Annotated in this window: 14 protein-coding genes; all 14 read right to left on the reverse strand. The window is 47.7% G+C overall.

Features of this window, described 5'->3' with window-relative positions; all coding sequences use genetic code 11:
- Window positions 1-46: 46 nt before the first annotated feature.
- The 14 genes from MKY28_RS25290 to MKY28_RS25355 all read right to left on the reverse strand — a co-directional run bounded on the left by MKY28_RS25290 (window position 47) and on the right by MKY28_RS25355 (window position 15,479).
- Window positions 47-919, reverse strand: coding sequence for a carbohydrate ABC transporter permease (locus tag MKY28_RS25290; protein WP_036616194.1), 873 nt, complete (start codon window positions 917-919; stop codon window positions 47-49).
- Between the two features lie 70 nt (window positions 920-989).
- Complete coding sequence (locus tag MKY28_RS25295; RefSeq protein ID WP_036616191.1) at window positions 990-1,889, reverse strand: ABC transporter permease; 900 nt, start codon at window positions 1,887-1,889, stop codon at window positions 990-992.
- 116 nt (window positions 1,890-2,005) lie between these two features.
- Window positions 2,006-3,607, reverse strand: coding sequence for an extracellular solute-binding protein (locus tag MKY28_RS25300; RefSeq protein ID WP_036674794.1), 1,602 nt, complete (start codon window positions 3,605-3,607; stop codon window positions 2,006-2,008).
- Between the two features lie 446 nt (window positions 3,608-4,053).
- Window positions 4,054-6,315, reverse strand: coding sequence for a helix-turn-helix domain-containing protein (locus tag MKY28_RS25305; protein ID WP_340937349.1), 2,262 nt, complete (start codon window positions 6,313-6,315; stop codon window positions 4,054-4,056).
- Between the two features lie 255 nt (window positions 6,316-6,570).
- A complete protein-coding gene (locus MKY28_RS25310) occupies window positions 6,571-7,518 on the reverse strand; it encodes a ribose-phosphate diphosphokinase (protein WP_036616184.1) in 948 nt (315 codons plus the stop codon).
- A 263-nt stretch (window positions 7,519-7,781) separates the two neighbouring features.
- A complete protein-coding gene (gene hisJ / locus MKY28_RS25315) occupies window positions 7,782-8,606 on the reverse strand; it encodes a histidinol-phosphatase HisJ (protein WP_036674758.1) in 825 nt (274 codons plus the stop codon).
- Between the two features lie 12 nt (window positions 8,607-8,618).
- Window positions 8,619-9,344: a bifunctional phosphoribosyl-AMP cyclohydrolase/phosphoribosyl-ATP diphosphatase HisIE gene (gene hisIE, locus MKY28_RS25320; RefSeq protein WP_036674761.1), complete on the reverse strand. Its 726-nt coding sequence runs from the start codon at window positions 9,342-9,344 to the stop codon at window positions 8,619-8,621.
- A gap of 1 nt (window position 9,345) precedes the next feature.
- Window positions 9,346-10,107, reverse strand: a complete 762-nt coding sequence (gene hisF, locus MKY28_RS25325) for an imidazole glycerol phosphate synthase subunit HisF (RefSeq protein WP_036674763.1) — start codon at window positions 10,105-10,107, stop codon at window positions 9,346-9,348.
- A 30-nt stretch (window positions 10,108-10,137) separates the two neighbouring features.
- On the reverse strand, window positions 10,138-10,872 hold the full coding sequence (gene hisA / locus MKY28_RS25330; RefSeq protein WP_340937350.1) for a 1-(5-phosphoribosyl)-5-[(5-phosphoribosylamino)methylideneamino]imidazole-4-carboxamide isomerase: 735 nt from the start codon (window positions 10,870-10,872) through the stop codon (window positions 10,138-10,140).
- 62 nt (window positions 10,873-10,934) lie between these two features.
- Window positions 10,935-11,561, reverse strand: coding sequence for an imidazole glycerol phosphate synthase subunit HisH (hisH, locus tag MKY28_RS25335; protein ID WP_036616175.1), 627 nt, complete (start codon window positions 11,559-11,561; stop codon window positions 10,935-10,937).
- A 3-nt stretch (window positions 11,562-11,564) separates the two neighbouring features.
- Entirely contained in the window at window positions 11,565-12,194 is a 630-nt protein-coding gene (gene hisB / locus MKY28_RS25340) for an imidazoleglycerol-phosphate dehydratase HisB (protein ID WP_036674766.1), read from the reverse strand.
- Window positions 12,187-13,491: a histidinol dehydrogenase gene (hisD, locus tag MKY28_RS25345; protein WP_340031597.1), complete on the reverse strand. Its 1,305-nt coding sequence runs from the start codon at window positions 13,489-13,491 to the stop codon at window positions 12,187-12,189. Before hisD ends, hisB begins: the two co-directional genes overlap by 8 nt.
- A 127-nt stretch (window positions 13,492-13,618) precedes the next feature.
- Window positions 13,619-14,278, reverse strand: a complete 660-nt coding sequence (gene hisG / locus MKY28_RS25350; RefSeq protein WP_036674770.1) for an ATP phosphoribosyltransferase — start codon at window positions 14,276-14,278, stop codon at window positions 13,619-13,621.
- 1 nt (window position 14,279) lies between these two features.
- The gene (locus tag MKY28_RS25355) at window positions 14,280-15,479 is read right to left on the reverse strand and encodes an ATP phosphoribosyltransferase regulatory subunit (protein WP_076254314.1); all 1,200 of its coding nucleotides are present in this window, start codon (window positions 15,477-15,479) and stop codon (window positions 14,280-14,282) included.
- Between the last annotated feature and the right edge of the window lie 179 nt (window positions 15,480-15,658).

Genomic DNA, 15,658 nt, shown 5'->3' on the forward strand with positions numbered 1-15,658 from the left:
TTTTCCTTCTCCTCCCTCTGGCTAAACTTTTTACATCAGCCTTAACTCAACCTTTTACCGCGCCAAGCATCGCACCACTGACAAAATACTTTTGCAGCCACGGATAGACGAGTAGAATCGGAACGGTTGCAAAAATAACGGTTGCGGCCTTGAGACTCTCGGGAGTCAATGGCGTACGGTTAGCACCCTCCATTTGGGTAAGCTCGCTGACCATATTGTTCTGTACCATTTGGAATAACTTCAGTTGAAGCGGGTACAGCTTCGGATCATTAATATACATCAGGGAATCCTGGAACCCATTCCAGCGTCCAACCGCATAGAAAAGAGCTAATGTAGCCAGTACAGGCATGGATAGTGGCAATATAATTTTGAATAGCGTGTGTACATGGGAACTGCCGTCAATCTCAGCGGATTCTTCCAGACTTTCAGGAATACCTCTGAAGAAAGAAATCAGGATAATCAGGTTAAACGGACTGACCAGTCCTGGCAGAATCAGTGCCCACACGGAATTAAGTAAGTTCAGGTCACGAATGAGCAAATACTCAGGAATGATCCCGCCACTGAAGAACATCGTAATGATGATGACATACATGAAGAGCTTGCGCCCTTTCAGTTTTTTCTTGGTTAACGGGTAAGCAGCTGCCAGTGTGAACACCATGCATAGCACAGTAGTAGCAATGGTCAGAACTGTCGTGTAACCCAGTGAATAGATCATCGACTGATCAGAGAACACCTGAATATACGCATCCCAATTGAATTCTTTCGGGAATATGGTCACTTCTCCTGACGTAATCGCACGGTTAGAACTGAATGAGATCGCGATCGTGTGCAGAAATGGAGCCAGGCAGAATATAACAAACAAGGTGATAAAGGAGATATTAACGATATCAAAAATCCGGTTTGAGGTGCGTTCACTCATATGCGCACAGCTCCTTTACTGATGGTCTATACAAACAAGCCGATTGGCGTCTCTTCCGTTCATCCACAACCTACAAAATACCTTCACCGGTTGCTTTCTTCGAAATATAGTTAGATCCTAGCACGAATATGAGTCCCACCACTGCTTGGAACAGTCCGACGACAGTTGCCAGCGTGTATTGTCCTGATTCAAGACCAACTCTGTATACAAAGGTACTGAGTACATCGGAATATTCACGCACGGCCGTATTACCAATGATATAAGGCCGATCAAAACCGATGCTGACCATATGTCCAAGATTAAGAATGAGCAGGGTCACAATGGTTGGTTTAATACTTGGCAATGTAATATGCCAGATTCTCTTCAGCCGCGATGCTCCATCGATCTCAGCTGCTTCAAACAATTCCTTGTTGACGCCGGTTAATGCGGCCAGATATAGAATGGTTCCCCATCCTGCACTTTGCCAGACACCTGTGAAGAGATACGTCACAAGCCATGGATTTTTTTCTGTCAAAAATGGTATTGAATTTAAGCCCATGCTTTCCAGTACACCGTTAACCATACCGGATTGATTACCGAACAATTGGTACACAATTCCCCCGATGATTACCCATGAGATAAAGTGAGGAATGTACAATATCGTTTGTGAGATTTTTTTGAACCATTTGAATCGAACTTCATAAAGCATGATCGCCAGAATAATAGGAGCTGGAAATGAAACGACCAGATCAAGAAAATTCAGCATAAAGGTGTTGCGCAATGTCGTGTAGAAGTCCCGCATTCCAAATACTTCGCGAAAAGCATCAAAACCGATCCACTCACTGCCGCTGATTCCCTGAAACAGGTTAAAGTCCTTAAAGGCGATCTGTACACCGTACATCGGTCCATAACGAAAGATTAAAAAGTAGATAATGGGCAGTGAAATCAGAGCGTATAATTGCCAATACCTCTTCAAGTATGTGGTGGTCAAGTCGGTTTCCTCCTATCAACAAGGAAACGGCTGTGCCGCCAGTCCGGCGGCACACGTTCCTTTCTAGTTAAGCAGTAGTATGGGTATCTGTCTTGGAGATTGAAATGTGGAGCTACTTAATTTGCAGGAAGTGCCTGAACTGCTTCTTCAAGTTCTTTTTTCAGTTCAGTACCACCCAGAGACATGAAATCAGCCATTTCTTTTTCATATACCGCATCGAATTCTGCTGGCTTAGCCATAGCTGTTTTTACGATAATGACATTTAATTTGTCTTTGAGAGCTGTGCTGTACTTCATCTCTGCCTCAATCGGTTTGTCGAAAATGATTGGTCCTACCGTATCGGTGTTAGCAATATCAATGGATTGCTTCAGCATCTCCTGATTATTTTGCGGGAAGCCCATAATCCATGCCTTTTCATTCGTCGCTTGATCACCAATGTTTTTACCGTTCGAGATAATGGCTGTATCCCCTGCGTTAAACAGACGATCCTGCGCTTCCTGGGATGCATCCTCTTTCACTACTGGAATGCCGTCTACCAAATCATAGTTCTCGCCTTCCACACCACTGTAGATATCAATCAGATTGTTGTCAGATGCCATCCAGTCGAGATATTTGATCGCTTCGACAGAACGTTTGCTGCTCTTCGGAATCATAATGTACATACCATTTGTTCCGTAGCGTGACTTGATGTGTTTGTTGTCTGCATTTGGATTGGTGTATACATCAACCGGCAACACTTCACTGCCACTCACATTTTTATGCAAATTATCCAGTGTGCCATCTCCGTAGAACATGGCATCCACATCTTCAGACCAGTAACCTACGTTACCGTTTTGAATGTCTTTCCCTAATTGCGTTTTGTCTTCATCCAAACTGAAGTCTTTGCTGATCAAACCTTCGTTGTACAGTTTGTTCAGGAACTGCATCGATTCTTTGAATCCTTCATGCAGCGGCAATTCATACCGTTGACCATAAGTCAGGTCGCCACTAACTGGCTTGATGAATGAGTAGATGAGTGTTTCGAATTGAGCTGGTGCAAGAGCCATACCCATAGGGATATTTTTGCTTCCAAGACCACCAGGATCTTTATCCTTGAACGCTTTCAAAGTTGTATATAATTCATCCGTAGTCTTCGGCGCTGGCAATCCCAGCTTATCGAGCCAATCCTGACGAATGTAAGAACTGTATCGGCCTGTGATAGCACGTTTACCCGGAACAGCAAACTGTTGTCCTTCCACTTGCCCAAACTTCAAAGTATCTTCACCCAGGAACTTCTTCAGGTTCGGACCGTGCTGATCAATCAACTCTCCAACATCAGTCAAACCACCCTGCTGGGCATACCGATAAAACACGCTTGAGTCATAAACAAAGACAATATCAGGGACATCCGTATTGCTAGCCATCAGGACGTTCAGCTTGGTAACTTCCTCAGAACGCTGAACGGGTACAAACTGCACATCAATATTGTTGGGATCACCGAACTTCTCCTGAATCATTTTAGATAGATAGTTGTTCGTAATTGTGTACGGTGAAGGACTGTTGCCACGGTCGAAAATCTCCACCTTTAAAGTAACGCGCTCGCCATTGCCTGATGTTCCGCCTTCAGCTGATTCTTCTGATGCCGATGAGCATCCCGCAAGTAAAGAAACGCCCATTACCATCGTAAGCGCCAAACCCATCCATTTCTTTAGACTCCCTTTGGTTGCTTTGCTTCTCATTTTGTCATCCCCTTTGGCTTTGCGTGAATGTTTAAAGCTTGCCCAGAGTATTTCACATTTTTCCGTCATCCTGCAATAAACCTCTTTCGGAAGCGCTTACAAACGGATTATGGTTTATATGCTAAGCCTATTTTCGCAGACCGATTCTTTTCCCAAAGCCACGCTGCTCTAGGCTTTGATGGCACTCTTCGCCTCAAGGATCGGAACTGCCTGTCCCAAGTCGGATAAACCATTTTCACACACTGCCTAAATTCGTAAACGGGAAAAACAGGAATATTAGCTTGCTATCCTGCGAAAACAGTTGCATCCGATCTCGGGCAGCAGAGAACTGTTCAACGAAAACAGGGCGAACCTCTGCAAGCCTCTCTCCTAAGTGGAAAGTGACTGCATGAAATTCACCCTGTGTTACCCTGATGTACAGATCTCAGAATATGTTCACTTCTGCATTACTCTTCGGGTTCTCGATGTTCACGTTTCAAACGACGATAATCTCCTGGTGTAATACCCTTTACCCGCTTAAATACACGTCCCAACGTAATTCCATTTGCATAACCAACCTTCAGGGCAATATCCTGCAAAGAGTAATCGGTATTGAGCAGAAGCTGCTCCGTCTCCTTCATGCGAAGCTCTGTAACAAAATCAACAAACTTCATGTTGAATTCTGTCTTGAACAAATAACTCGCATGTTTGCCCGTAATCTGGAATCGATCGCTCAGATGTTTCAATGAAAGATCAGGATTTGCAAACTGTTCTTCGATATAATTTTTCATTTCGTTGACCATGGCTTTGTAACTCTTGGTTTCCGTTACCGCTACATACGTTCTGAACAAGTCCGTCAGACCATCAAACAAAAGACTTTTCACATCCGCAAGCGTCTCTGCCTCTTCTACAGCACTCAACCATCTGTTGATGTTTTCTTCGGACAGCTCTTCCTGGAGTCCTTCCGACATCATGGCCACCTCTCGGCTGAGCATCTGTAACATGGCCTGAATCAGAGAACGAATCTCATCATCCGGCAGTTTGTTCTGTTCAAATGCTGTAAAGATCTCCTCCAACTGTTCCCGCCACTGTCCACTCGACATCCGGAACCGCTTAACAAAGTCCGCAATCATCTGCAGATAGGTATAGGTATCCAGCAAAGGATGCTGTGATTCACCGCAGTCGGCTTGGCCGACATCTCCATTCATTAACAGTTTACGTTGCATTACCGCTTCTGCGGCCGCATAGGAATCTCGTATTGTACCGATTCCCTGAGCAATAGGTCCAATGCCAAAGCTTAAGGAAATGCGTAGATTTTGTTCTACCCAAGATTTGCATTCCTCAGCTACAACACGAATCTGCCCAGACATATCCAAGTTGTTATTATTCTGTTCTTTGAACACAAAAAGGATTGCAATTCGATCCACACTAATCCATTCCGTCCAGCATTGGACTCCCGTATTACGTGACAGCTCTTGCAAAACGTTCATCAAGGCAAACTTCAGCGTATTTTGTTCACCTCTCGTGTACCTCTCCTGAAATCCCTTCTCATAACGGTTAATCTCTCCAACAACAACGACAAAACGCGACGAGTCATTCACGTCATTCAGTGGAGAGAGCTCTTTTAATTGCTCTGCTGCATTTTCCATGTGTTCACCATGCAACAGGGCATTGAACAACTTGCTGCGCTGCATGAGTACATTTTCCCTGCTTTTCTTGTCATAATCCATCATATGATTAATCAGATTCTCAAGCACACCATCAATCATCTTCATCTCATCCGTGCGAGCACCTGAGTGTTCGAACGCCCGAATCTGATGAGACTCAATCCGGTTCATGATGATCTGAATGGGTTTATAGTTACGACGAGTAATATACACGATATATACAATCGCACAGATGACAGTCACAATAGCAATGATTACCCATACATAAGATATGACCGATACCCAGCCAAATAAGTTGCCGGCCTTAATTCCACTGGATATTGTCCAGCCCAGTCTTTCTAGCGCTAGCCTATTCAGTTCCTGACCATCTATCGAGCCCTCTTGGTCCGAATGTGCATTATACACAGCCTTACCGTCCCGATCCGTAATCGTCAGGAATGAGAGCTGACCATTAACCATACTATCTACACTCTGTTCAATGCTGCTCATCTTGATATTAATGACCAATGTGCCCTGAGAGCCAAAAGGCAAAGGCATATCCTTGTTCACGGTTAATACGCGAATAGGGGTACGTTGAACAGAGTCTGCATCGAATTCCCGGACCGGTTGCCAGCCTGAACCGATAGACCCGGTACCCATCTGATCAATCCATGCCTCATCCGAGAAACCTTCCACTTCTCTGGAACCACTTACGGTCAGAACATGTTTATTTCGCTTGTCATATAGATAGATGGATTGAATCCATGAGGACGAATTGGATAGCTCACGTAAATTCTGCGCAATTGCATACACCGTGTCCGAGCTGGTCAGGTTTGTGTTATTAAAATAGAGTTTGTATGCCTGCTGACTCTGTACCGTTTCCAGGATGGATAGTTCAATATCCCTGATTGTACGATCCACCGTGTCTATCATATAACTGGAGGAAATCCGGTCTGCTTTTTTTGTTTCCTCTTTAGAGATGTCATTGATGAAAACAAACGCGATAAAAATGAGTATGGTCACCGTAAGAAAAAAAATTGGGAAGTACGAGAACAATAACCGGTAGTACCAATTACGAGACAATAGACCCCACTCCTCACTCCACGATGCCAATGTTCTCAGCCGTGGTTCTACTGTTCAGCATCCATCTCACCTTAGGGGCTGAATACTATATGATAACGCTATCATAACTGATTTTATGTTATTATAGCACAAGCCTCTGAGCAGCAAAGCAAGAATTGAATTCAAAGAGCCAAAACAAAAAAAACCGTGCTGAGCAGATAACAACTCAGACACGGAACAATTCATCTGGCAGCACACCGTTATATCTTCGATGCTCTAAATGCCAGAATCCTTAAACAATGTGGCCATGGAGCCACCATCCACAATAATGCGTACAGCGCGGGCCAGCATTGGCGCAACAGGTAACACTTTGAAGCATTCAGGGTGATCATCTGGCAGTGCGATCGAGTCCGTAACTACCACCTCTTCAATCGACGGGTGATTCAATTTACTTACTGCACCATCCGAGAACAATCCGTGTGTTGCACATACATATACATTTTTGGAGCCACGTTCCTTCAACCCTTCCACGACATTCAGAATGGTTGTTCCAGTGTCGATCAGATCCTCAATAATAATAGGTGTCCGTCCTTCTACATCACCAATGACATGGGTAATCACCGATTCATTATGGCTTGGACGTTTCTTGATCATAATGGCAAATGGAGAATCCAGACGGTTCGCCAGCTTCTCTGCCATCGATGCTCGTCCCGCATCCGGGGAGACGACAACAGGGTTCTCAATTCCTTTGCTTAACAGATAATCACTAATCAAATCCAGTGATGTCATATGGTCAACCGGAATGTTGAAGAATCCCTGAATGGCCGCTGCGTGCAGGTCGATCGTTACCACTCGATTGGCGCCAGCCGTAGTTAATACATCTGCTACCATCTTGGCCGAGATCGGTTCCCGTGGTGCGGATTTGCGCTCTTGACGAGCATAGCCGTAATACGGAACAATGATGTTAACAGTGCGCGCTGAAGCCCTCTTTGCAGCATCAATCATCACAAGCAACTCGACAAACAGCTCATTGATCGGATGAGACAACGACTGTACCAGAAACACATCACAATTACGGATCGTTTCTTCATAATGAACGTATATTTCTCCGCTCTTGAACCTGGACAGCTTGATCTTGCCCAGTTGTACACCCAGCTTGTCACATACCTGTTCTGCCAGCTTAGGGTTCGATGAACCGGAAAAAATACGTAACGAATGCTGCATAATGCCCTCCCGAGGGTTGAAATCCCTATATAATCCCTTATCTAAAGCGAGTGTTCAAAAAGACCGGTTTTCAGTACCGAGAAGATGGGATAAAGCTAGAAATGGAGTAGCGGAGCGTAGGCAAAACTACGTGAGCAACGGACATTTCGGCTGAATTCCAGCTTCGATGCTGAAGATGCCATTAGGCATCCTTCGTAATCAAAGGCGGAATTTTTGAACTACCTCTAAAAGGTTATTTCCTACCCTCATTATACTCTAATGGCTTATACATTTAAAGGAATGAACGAGCGATGACGGCCTTCAAAAACAGCGACTTCCGTACAGCCCAACTCATGTAAAAGTGCTTCAGCTTCAGGCAAATAATCGCCCAGCTTCAGTGGGTCATGTGCATCAGAGCCCATGGTTAATGGAATACCCAAGCGAATGGCTTCTGTCAGCATTCTGCGACTAGGGAACATCTCGGCACAAGGCTTCGATATCCCGGAAGCATTCAGCTCCATGGCGCAACCACTTTTGGCAATAGCCTGCAGCGCTGCGTTCTCCAGTGAGATACGTTCTTCTGTCTGCTCCGTTGAAGGAACAAAGCCAAACCGTTTAATGACATCCGTATGACCCATAATATCGTACATGCCCGTGGCGGCTGCCTTGCTTACGGCATCGTAGTACTGACGATATACCTCAAGGATGTCTTTGCCCTCCCAGTGATGGGTCTGGCGGAAATCCGTAATGTCCCATTCCCCGAGGAAATGAACAGAGCCAATCACATAATCCCATGGATAACGCTCAATGATCGCACGGATCTCTGTTTCCCAGCCTTCAATATAGTCACCTTCCAGACCAACACGTACGTCAATCTGCCCGCGGTAACGTTCTTTCAGGGAGAAACACTCCTCTACGTAACGCGGCAGCTCATCCATAGGCATCGCCATTTCCGGATAATATTGAGCCGGATCGACATGCAACAATGGCATGTGATCGGACAATCCAATCTGGGATAGTCCGATCTCCACACCACGTTGTACGTACTCTTCAAGTTTGCCAACGGCATGTCCACACCGCTCATGGTGTGTATGATAGTCTATACGCACGAAACTCGCCTCCTAATCGCGGCGAGGCCGTTCATGACGGCGGCTCAGCTCTGACATAATGTCGTCCAGCGGTAGCTTGCGCTCTTGTAACAGGACGAGCAGGTGATACATCAGGTCACTGACTTCCAGACGAAGCTCGTCATTATCTTTATTTTTGGCGGCGATGATCGTCTCGGACGCTTCTTCACCGATTTTTTTCAGTATTTTGTCTACACCTTTATCAAACAGATACGTTGTATATGCACCCTCAGGACGCTCACGTTCACGCTCTGCAATAACGGATTCCAGTTCAGCCAATACCTCAAAGCGACTTTCGGAACCGGAACTTGCAGAAGCAGATGCTGCACCCGCTTCATCCGAAGCCTTGTCTGCCAATTTCTCTGGCAAACCAATGATTTCATTATGGAAACAAGTTACCGTCCCTGTATGGCAAGCCGGACCGTTCGGTTTCACCTCAACCAACAAGGTATCGCCGTCACAATCATATTTTAGGGAAGTAATCGTCTGCACGTTGCCAGATGTTGCTCCTTTATGCCACAACTCCTGACGCGAGCGTGACCAGAACCACGTCTCACCGGATTCCAGCGACAACTTCAGGGATTCGCGATTCATATAAGCCATCATTAAAACTTCACGAGTATCTACATCCTGCACAATGGCAGGAACCAAACCGTCACTCCAACGAATGTGTTCCACAACCTGTTCCAAGGATAACTGTTCCTTGATTTCATCGCTCACTTTAGTCACGGATCTCCACCCCTTGTTCTCTCAAATGTTGTTTTAACGCCGGTACGGCGATTTCTTTGTAATGGAAAATCGTTGCGGCCAGCCCTGCGTCCGCTTTGCCTGTGGTAAATACATCATAGAAATGAGATTCCTTGCCCGCACCGCCCGATGCGATGACTGGAATATGCACAGATTCGGATACCGCTGCCGTCAGCTTCAGATCAAAACCGTCTTTTGTTCCGTCCGCGTCCATACTTGTGAGGAGAATTTCTCCCGCGCCCAAGCTCTCAGCCTGTTTAACCCATTCCAGTGCCTTGATCCCGGATGGTTTCCGTCCACCATGCGTGTAGACCTCCCATTCGCCCCAAGCTTCATTATATTTGGCATCAATCGCTACGACGATACATTGGGAGCCAAAGCGACGTGCCCCATCAGCAATCAACTGTGGATTAAGTACCGCGGCTGTATTCACTGCAATTTTATCCGCTCCTGCACGGAGAATCCGCTTCATATCCTCCACCTTGGAGATGCCACCGCCTACCGTAAAGGGAATAGCGATCTCGCCCGCCGTCTGACGCACGACTTCTTCCATCGTTTCGCGACCTTCTACCGAAGCGGAGATATCGAGAAACACCAATTCGTCCGCGCCCTCGCGGTCATATAGTGCCGCCAGCTCTACCGGATCACCCGCATCGCGGAGATTAACGAAGTTGACGCCTTTGACGACCCGGCCGTCCTTCACGTCCAGACAGGGGATGATTCTTTTTGCCAGCATGCTACCTCTTCCTCTCTATCCGAATATCCCTTACTTATTGACCGCACGTACTGCTTCAGACAGATCGATGCTTCCCGTATACAGTGCTTTACCCACAATTGCTCCACCAACACCATCATCCGCGTGGCGACTCAGACGAAGCAGATCATCCATTACACTCACACCGCCGGAAGCAATAACCGTCCGTCCGCTTGCCTTGGCTAGAGACACAATCGCTTCCACATTAGGACCCTGCATCATGCCATCACGGGAAATATCCGTAAAGATAAACGTTTCTGCCCCATATGCCGCCAATTCCTTTGCGAGTACCTCTGCTTGCACTTCCGATGTTTCAAGCCAACCGCGAGTTGCCACGTAACCGATACGAGCGTCGATGCCAATTGCCACTTTGTCGCCATAACGTCCCAGTACTTCCTCTGTAAAAGCACGATCCTCAATCGCTGCTGTTCCAATGATCAGCCGGCTAACACCCAGACCCAGCAAACGTTCTACATCCGCTACCGTACGAAGTCCGCCGCCCACCTGAACAGGTACGTTCACAGCCGAGGCAATCCGCCCGATCAGCTCATCGTTAACAGGATAACCCGCTTTCGCACCATCCAGATCCACCAGATGGACATATGTACCGCCTTGTTTCTCCCAGGATAAAGCCACTTGAACCGGGTCATCGTTATACACGGTCTCCTGATTATAATCTCCCTGCACCAGTCTTACACATTTGCCGTCCCGGATATCAATCGCCGGATATAGGATAAAAGATGACATACAAGGCCTCCTGAATATGAATTAGATTTGTACGCTTTCTATAGTTAAGAAGAGATGATGTTTTACCTTTGTACAGGTGCTCCTGTCAGAGCCAAAAAGTTGCCAAGCAGCTTCATACCGAGCTCTCCACTTTTCTCTGGGTGGAATTGCATGCCGAAGTTGGATCCTCTGCCTACAATGGCTGTCACCGGATGTCCGTAATCCGTTACCGCCAGCAGATCGTCCCTGTTTTCAGTAAGCGCATGATAGGAATGGACAAAATAGACGTGACCTGCTTCAAGCCCCGTAAATAGAGGATTTTCCGCGTGCAGAAATTCCAAACGGTTCCATCCCATATGAGGAACTTTCAGCTCTCCTGGTGCGAATCGCACCACTTTACCTGGAAAAATATCCAGTCCCTCATGCTCACCATGCTCTTCACTTGAGCTGAATAACAATTGCATGCCCAAACAGATACCGAGCAGTGGTTTGGTCCCGGCAGCGGCTTCCTTCACCACCTTATCCAGTCCACTCTCACGCAGATGAACCATCGCATCACCAAAAGCACCTACGCCTGGTAAAATGACACCATCTGCGCCAAGAATCTCTTCCCGGTCACCCGTGACCAGCGCTTCGTAGCCAAGACGTTCGACCGCTTTGCCGACGCTGTGCAGGTTACCCATACCGTAATCGACAATTGCAATCGCCATCGTCTACAGCACTCCCTTCGTGGAAGGCACACCCGTTACACGTGGATCAATCATCGTTGCTTCATCCAGTGCACGTCCCAGCGCCTTAAAGATCGCTTCAATCATGTGGTGGGTGTTCTGACCATAGTGCACAATGACATGTAACGTAATCCGAGCTTCCAGCGCTAATTTCCACAGGAATTCATGTACCAGCTCCGTGGAGAAACTGCCTACTTGTTGGGAAGGGTATTCTGCACGGTATTCAAAGTGAGGTCGGTTACTCACATCAATAATGACCTGAGCGAGTGCCTCGTCCATTGGTACAAAAACACTGGCGTAACGCTTAATTCCACGTTTGTCACCCAACGCTTCTCGCAACGTCTGTCCGAGACAGATTCCGATGTCTTCAACCGTGTGATGATCGTCGATATCAATATCTCCGCGGGCCTGCACGTTCAGGTCGAATTGTCCGTGCTTTGTGAACAGATCCAGCATATGATTCAGGAAAGGTACATCCGTTTCAATCGTGGATTGTCCTGTTCCATCTACATTAAAGGCCAACTGAATATTGGTCTCGTTTGTTTTGCGGTCAACCTCTGCTTGGCGCACCGCACCTTTGTTTTCAAGTTCCACACCATTATTTTGCTTATCCATTGTCCGATTCCGCCTTTCCTTCCTGTTCTAACCGTACAGCGATTGCACGGGCATGCCCTTCAAGACCCTCATGGCGGGCCAACTCTATAATAGCCGCTCCGTTCTTCAGCAGCGCTTCTTTACTATAATAGATCAGACTCGATTTCTTGATAAAATCATCCACGTCCACTGGTGAACTGAATCGCGCAGTTCCATTGGTCGGAATAATGTGATTGGGTCCTGCAAAATAATCCCCCACCGGCTCCGAGCTGTATGGGCCGAGGAAGATCGCGCCGGCATTTTCGATCCGGCCAGCGTAAGCCATCGGCTCCTGCACCATGATCTCCAGATGCTCCGGTGCGAGCCGGTTCACCACGTCAATTCCCTCATCGATGGAATCGACCACAATAATCGCGCCATACTGCTCCACGGAAGCAGCAGCGATATCCCGCCGCGGCAGCACTTCAAGCTGCCGCTGCACTTCGCCCTGCACGGCTTCCGCCAGCGTGGCCGAATTCGTGACGAGAATGGCCGATGCCATCTCGTCATGTTCCGCCTGCGACAACAGGTCGGCGGCGACGTACACTGGATTCGCCGTATCATCGGCGAGCACCACAATCTCACTCGGCCCGGCGATACTATCGATATCGACCGCACCGTACACCTCGCGCTTCGCGAGCGCCACGTAAATATTGCCCGGTCCACAGATCTTGTCAACCGGTGCAATACTCTCCGTGCCGTAAGCGAGGGCGGCGATGGCTTGAGCGCCGCCAACCCGGTACATCTCGCTCACGCCTGCTTCCGCAGCAGCAACGAGGATATACGGGTTAATACCTTCGCCACCGTTCGTTGACGGCGGCGTCACGAGAACAATCTCCGGCACGCCTGCCACCTGTGCCGGAATCACATTCATCAGCACAGACGATGGATACGCTGCTTTGCCGCCAGGTACATAGACGCCGACCCGCTTCAGCGGTCGGATGACCTGGCCCAGCAGGCTGCCGTCCGGCTGCCAATCCATCCACGAGTTGCGTTTCTGTTTCTCATGAAACGCACGAATGTTGGCGGCGGCTTGCCGGATCGCCGTCACAAAGGATGGCTCCACGGCTGCATAAGCCGCCTGCAGCTCTTCTTGCGGCACGCGCAACTCCGCGGCCGTCAGCTTTGTGCGGTCCAGCTGCTCCGTGTAACGCAGCAGTGCCGTATCACCCTCACGGCGAATGTCGCTGACAATACGCCGTACCGTTTCATTTTGCTCCGGCGTGCCATACTCCACTTCCCGCTTCAGATCAAACTCCCGTGCAGGTACAATTTTCATACGTACAACCTCCTCATCCTCTGTAATACCTGCCTTCTTGTGGCCGATTTGCTTCTTTATTGTGTCTCTTACTCTTGCTTTTGCTTCTGCTTTACATGTTTCTCATCTATATTTCTGACGCAGTAGTTTATCCCCGAAAGCTTCCCGCCGAAATCTCATTCGATGCTGGAATGACCTGCTGAAGTGCATCACACAAAGCCTGGATTCGTGCATTTTTCATCCGATAACTTACCCGATTGGCGATAAGACGGCTCGTGATATCCAGAATGCCTGTCATCTCCACTAATCCGTTCTCGCGCAGTGTCTGACCTGTCTCCACCAGATCGACAATCCGGTCTGCCAGACCAATCAAAGGCGCAAGCTCAATGGAACCATTCAGCTTGATCACCTCGACCTGCTGCCCCTGCTCCCGGAAATACTGTGAAGCAATCCTTGGATACTTCGTTGCAACACGTTGTTGGATGCCTGGCTTCCAGTCTGGAAGTCCGATCACAGACATACGGCACTGAGCGATTCCCAGATTCAACAGTTCGTACACATCCCGATCTTCCTCCAGCAGCACGTCTTTACCAACAATTCCGATATCGGCAACACCGTACTCCACATATGTTGGAACATCTACTGGCTTAGCCATAATGAATTCCATTCCCGCTTCCGGTACTTCAATGACCAATCTGCGTGTATCGTCTACGTCTTCTGGAATATCCAGCCCCGCTTCACGAAACAATTTGGAGGCTTTTTTGTAGATTCGGCCCTTCGGCATGGCCACCTTCAGAATATCCGACATCTCAGCGTCCTCCTTCTTCAGATCCGTAAGTAATAACCTGCTCAGCCTGAGCGGTTCTTGCTTCAACCGATACGGCACTTGCCCCAGCCCCATCTTCAGGAAGAAGGAGTGTCACTACATTTTGTCCCATACTGCGTAATCTTGCCGCTTCTGTTAGTGCCTCGGCCCGACGTTTCGGGGTATATTGGATAAGCACCGGTTTTTTCTCTTCAATCGTAATGCCATGAACACCATCAATAATACGGTTCGTTTTCAGTGCAAATCCTGTAGCTGGCAATGAACGACCAAACTGTTGTAACAGATTATCATACCGTCCGCCGCTACATACCGGAGATCCCAGTTCGGCTGCATACCCTTCAAAGGTCATGCCCGTATAATAGGAGAAATCACCGATCATCGTCAGATCAATCAGCACATGCTCGGATACACCGTACGCTTCCAACACTTCGAATACAGCACACAGATGTGCAATCGACTGTGCTGCTTCAGCACTTGAACTTAGCTCTACCGCATGTGTGCATACTTCCTTGCCGCCACGCAGACGAAGGATCGCTTCAAGCTGTTCTTTCAACTTAGGCTCCAGATTCAATGCTTCAATCGACTGGCGATAGCCGACATAATCACGTCCGAGCAGCCCTTCCTTCAATTGCTCCTGCTCAGCGGTCTGGCCTGGAATCACTTCCTCCAGTAATCCGTTCAGGAATCCCATATGGCCCATCGCAATTTTAAAAGAAGACACACCCGCTGCCTGCAAAGAGGCAATCGCAAGCGCAACAACTTCTGCATCCGCTTCAGGTGAGTCGTCTCCAACCAGCTCCACGCCCGTCTGGAAAAATTCAGCTTCACGTCCAGCTTCCTCTTCAATAGAACGGAATACGTTCGCATGATAGGATAAACGCAGTGGCAACTGCTCATCTTTGAGCATGGATGAAACTACGCGTGCAATTGGAGCCGTTAGATCCGATCTAAGTACCAGTGTAGTTCCCCTGCTGTTTAGCAATTTAAATAATTTACGATCTGATGTAGAGCTTGCCACACCTACCGTATCGTAATATTCAATCGTTGGTGTGATGATCTGACGGTAACCCCAGCGTTCCATACATTCCAGTACATTGCGTTCAATCGTCCGCAGCTTGGATACTACATGTGGTGTATAGTCGCGGAATCCAGTCGGTTTTTCAAAACCTTTTGGTTTGGACATTGGTAATATTCACCCCGAGTCAGTAATTTAAGAGTTGCACTCGTTCTATTTCAACAGGATTTATGTAGTGTAAATCCCCATTCTATCTTATAAACCTGAATCACAGTATTATCGCATAAGCCCTCAACTATTGGTTTATTTCAATCCTTATCATGCTTCATTTCTCCAAGAACACTTTC

Origin of the sequence: Paenibacillus sp. FSL R5-0473, from assembly GCF_038004565.1 — a bacterium.
GTDB lineage: Bacteria > Bacillota > Bacilli > Paenibacillales > Paenibacillaceae > Paenibacillus > Paenibacillus amylolyticus.

Bases quoted from the DNA above. Each gene is read 5' to 3' on its own strand.
- MKY28_RS25290 (WP_036616194.1), bottom strand. From the start codon at position 919: ATGAGTGAACGCACCTCAAACCGGATTTTTGATATCGTTAATATCTCC.
- MKY28_RS25300 (WP_036674794.1), bottom strand. From the start codon at position 3,607: ATGAGAAGCAAAGCAACCAAAGGGAGTCTAAAGAAATGGATGGGTTTG.
- MKY28_RS25310 (WP_036616184.1), bottom strand. From the start codon at position 7,518: ATGCAGCATTCGTTACGTATTTTTTCCGGTTCATCGAACCCTAAGCTG.
- hisF (WP_036674763.1), bottom strand. From the start codon at position 10,107: ATGCTGGCAAAAAGAATCATCCCCTGTCTGGACGTGAAGGACGGCCGG.
- hisA (WP_340937350.1), bottom strand. From the start codon at position 10,872: ATGTCATCTTTTATCCTATATCCGGCGATTGATATCCGGGACGGCAAA.
- hisH (WP_036616175.1), bottom strand. From the start codon at position 11,561: ATGGCGATTGCAATTGTCGATTACGGTATGGGTAACCTGCACAGCGTC.
- hisB (WP_036674766.1), bottom strand. From the start codon at position 12,194: ATGGATAAGCAAAATAATGGTGTGGAACTTGAAAACAAAGGTGCGGTG.
- hisD (WP_340031597.1), bottom strand. From the start codon at position 13,491: ATGAAAATTGTACCTGCACGGGAGTTTGATCTGAAGCGGGAAGTGGAG.
- hisG (WP_036674770.1), bottom strand. From the start codon at position 14,278: ATGTCGGATATTCTGAAGGTGGCCATGCCGAAGGGCCGAATCTACAAA.
- MKY28_RS25355 (WP_076254314.1), bottom strand. From the start codon at position 15,479: ATGTCCAAACCAAAAGGTTTTGAAAAACCGACTGGATTCCGCGACTAT.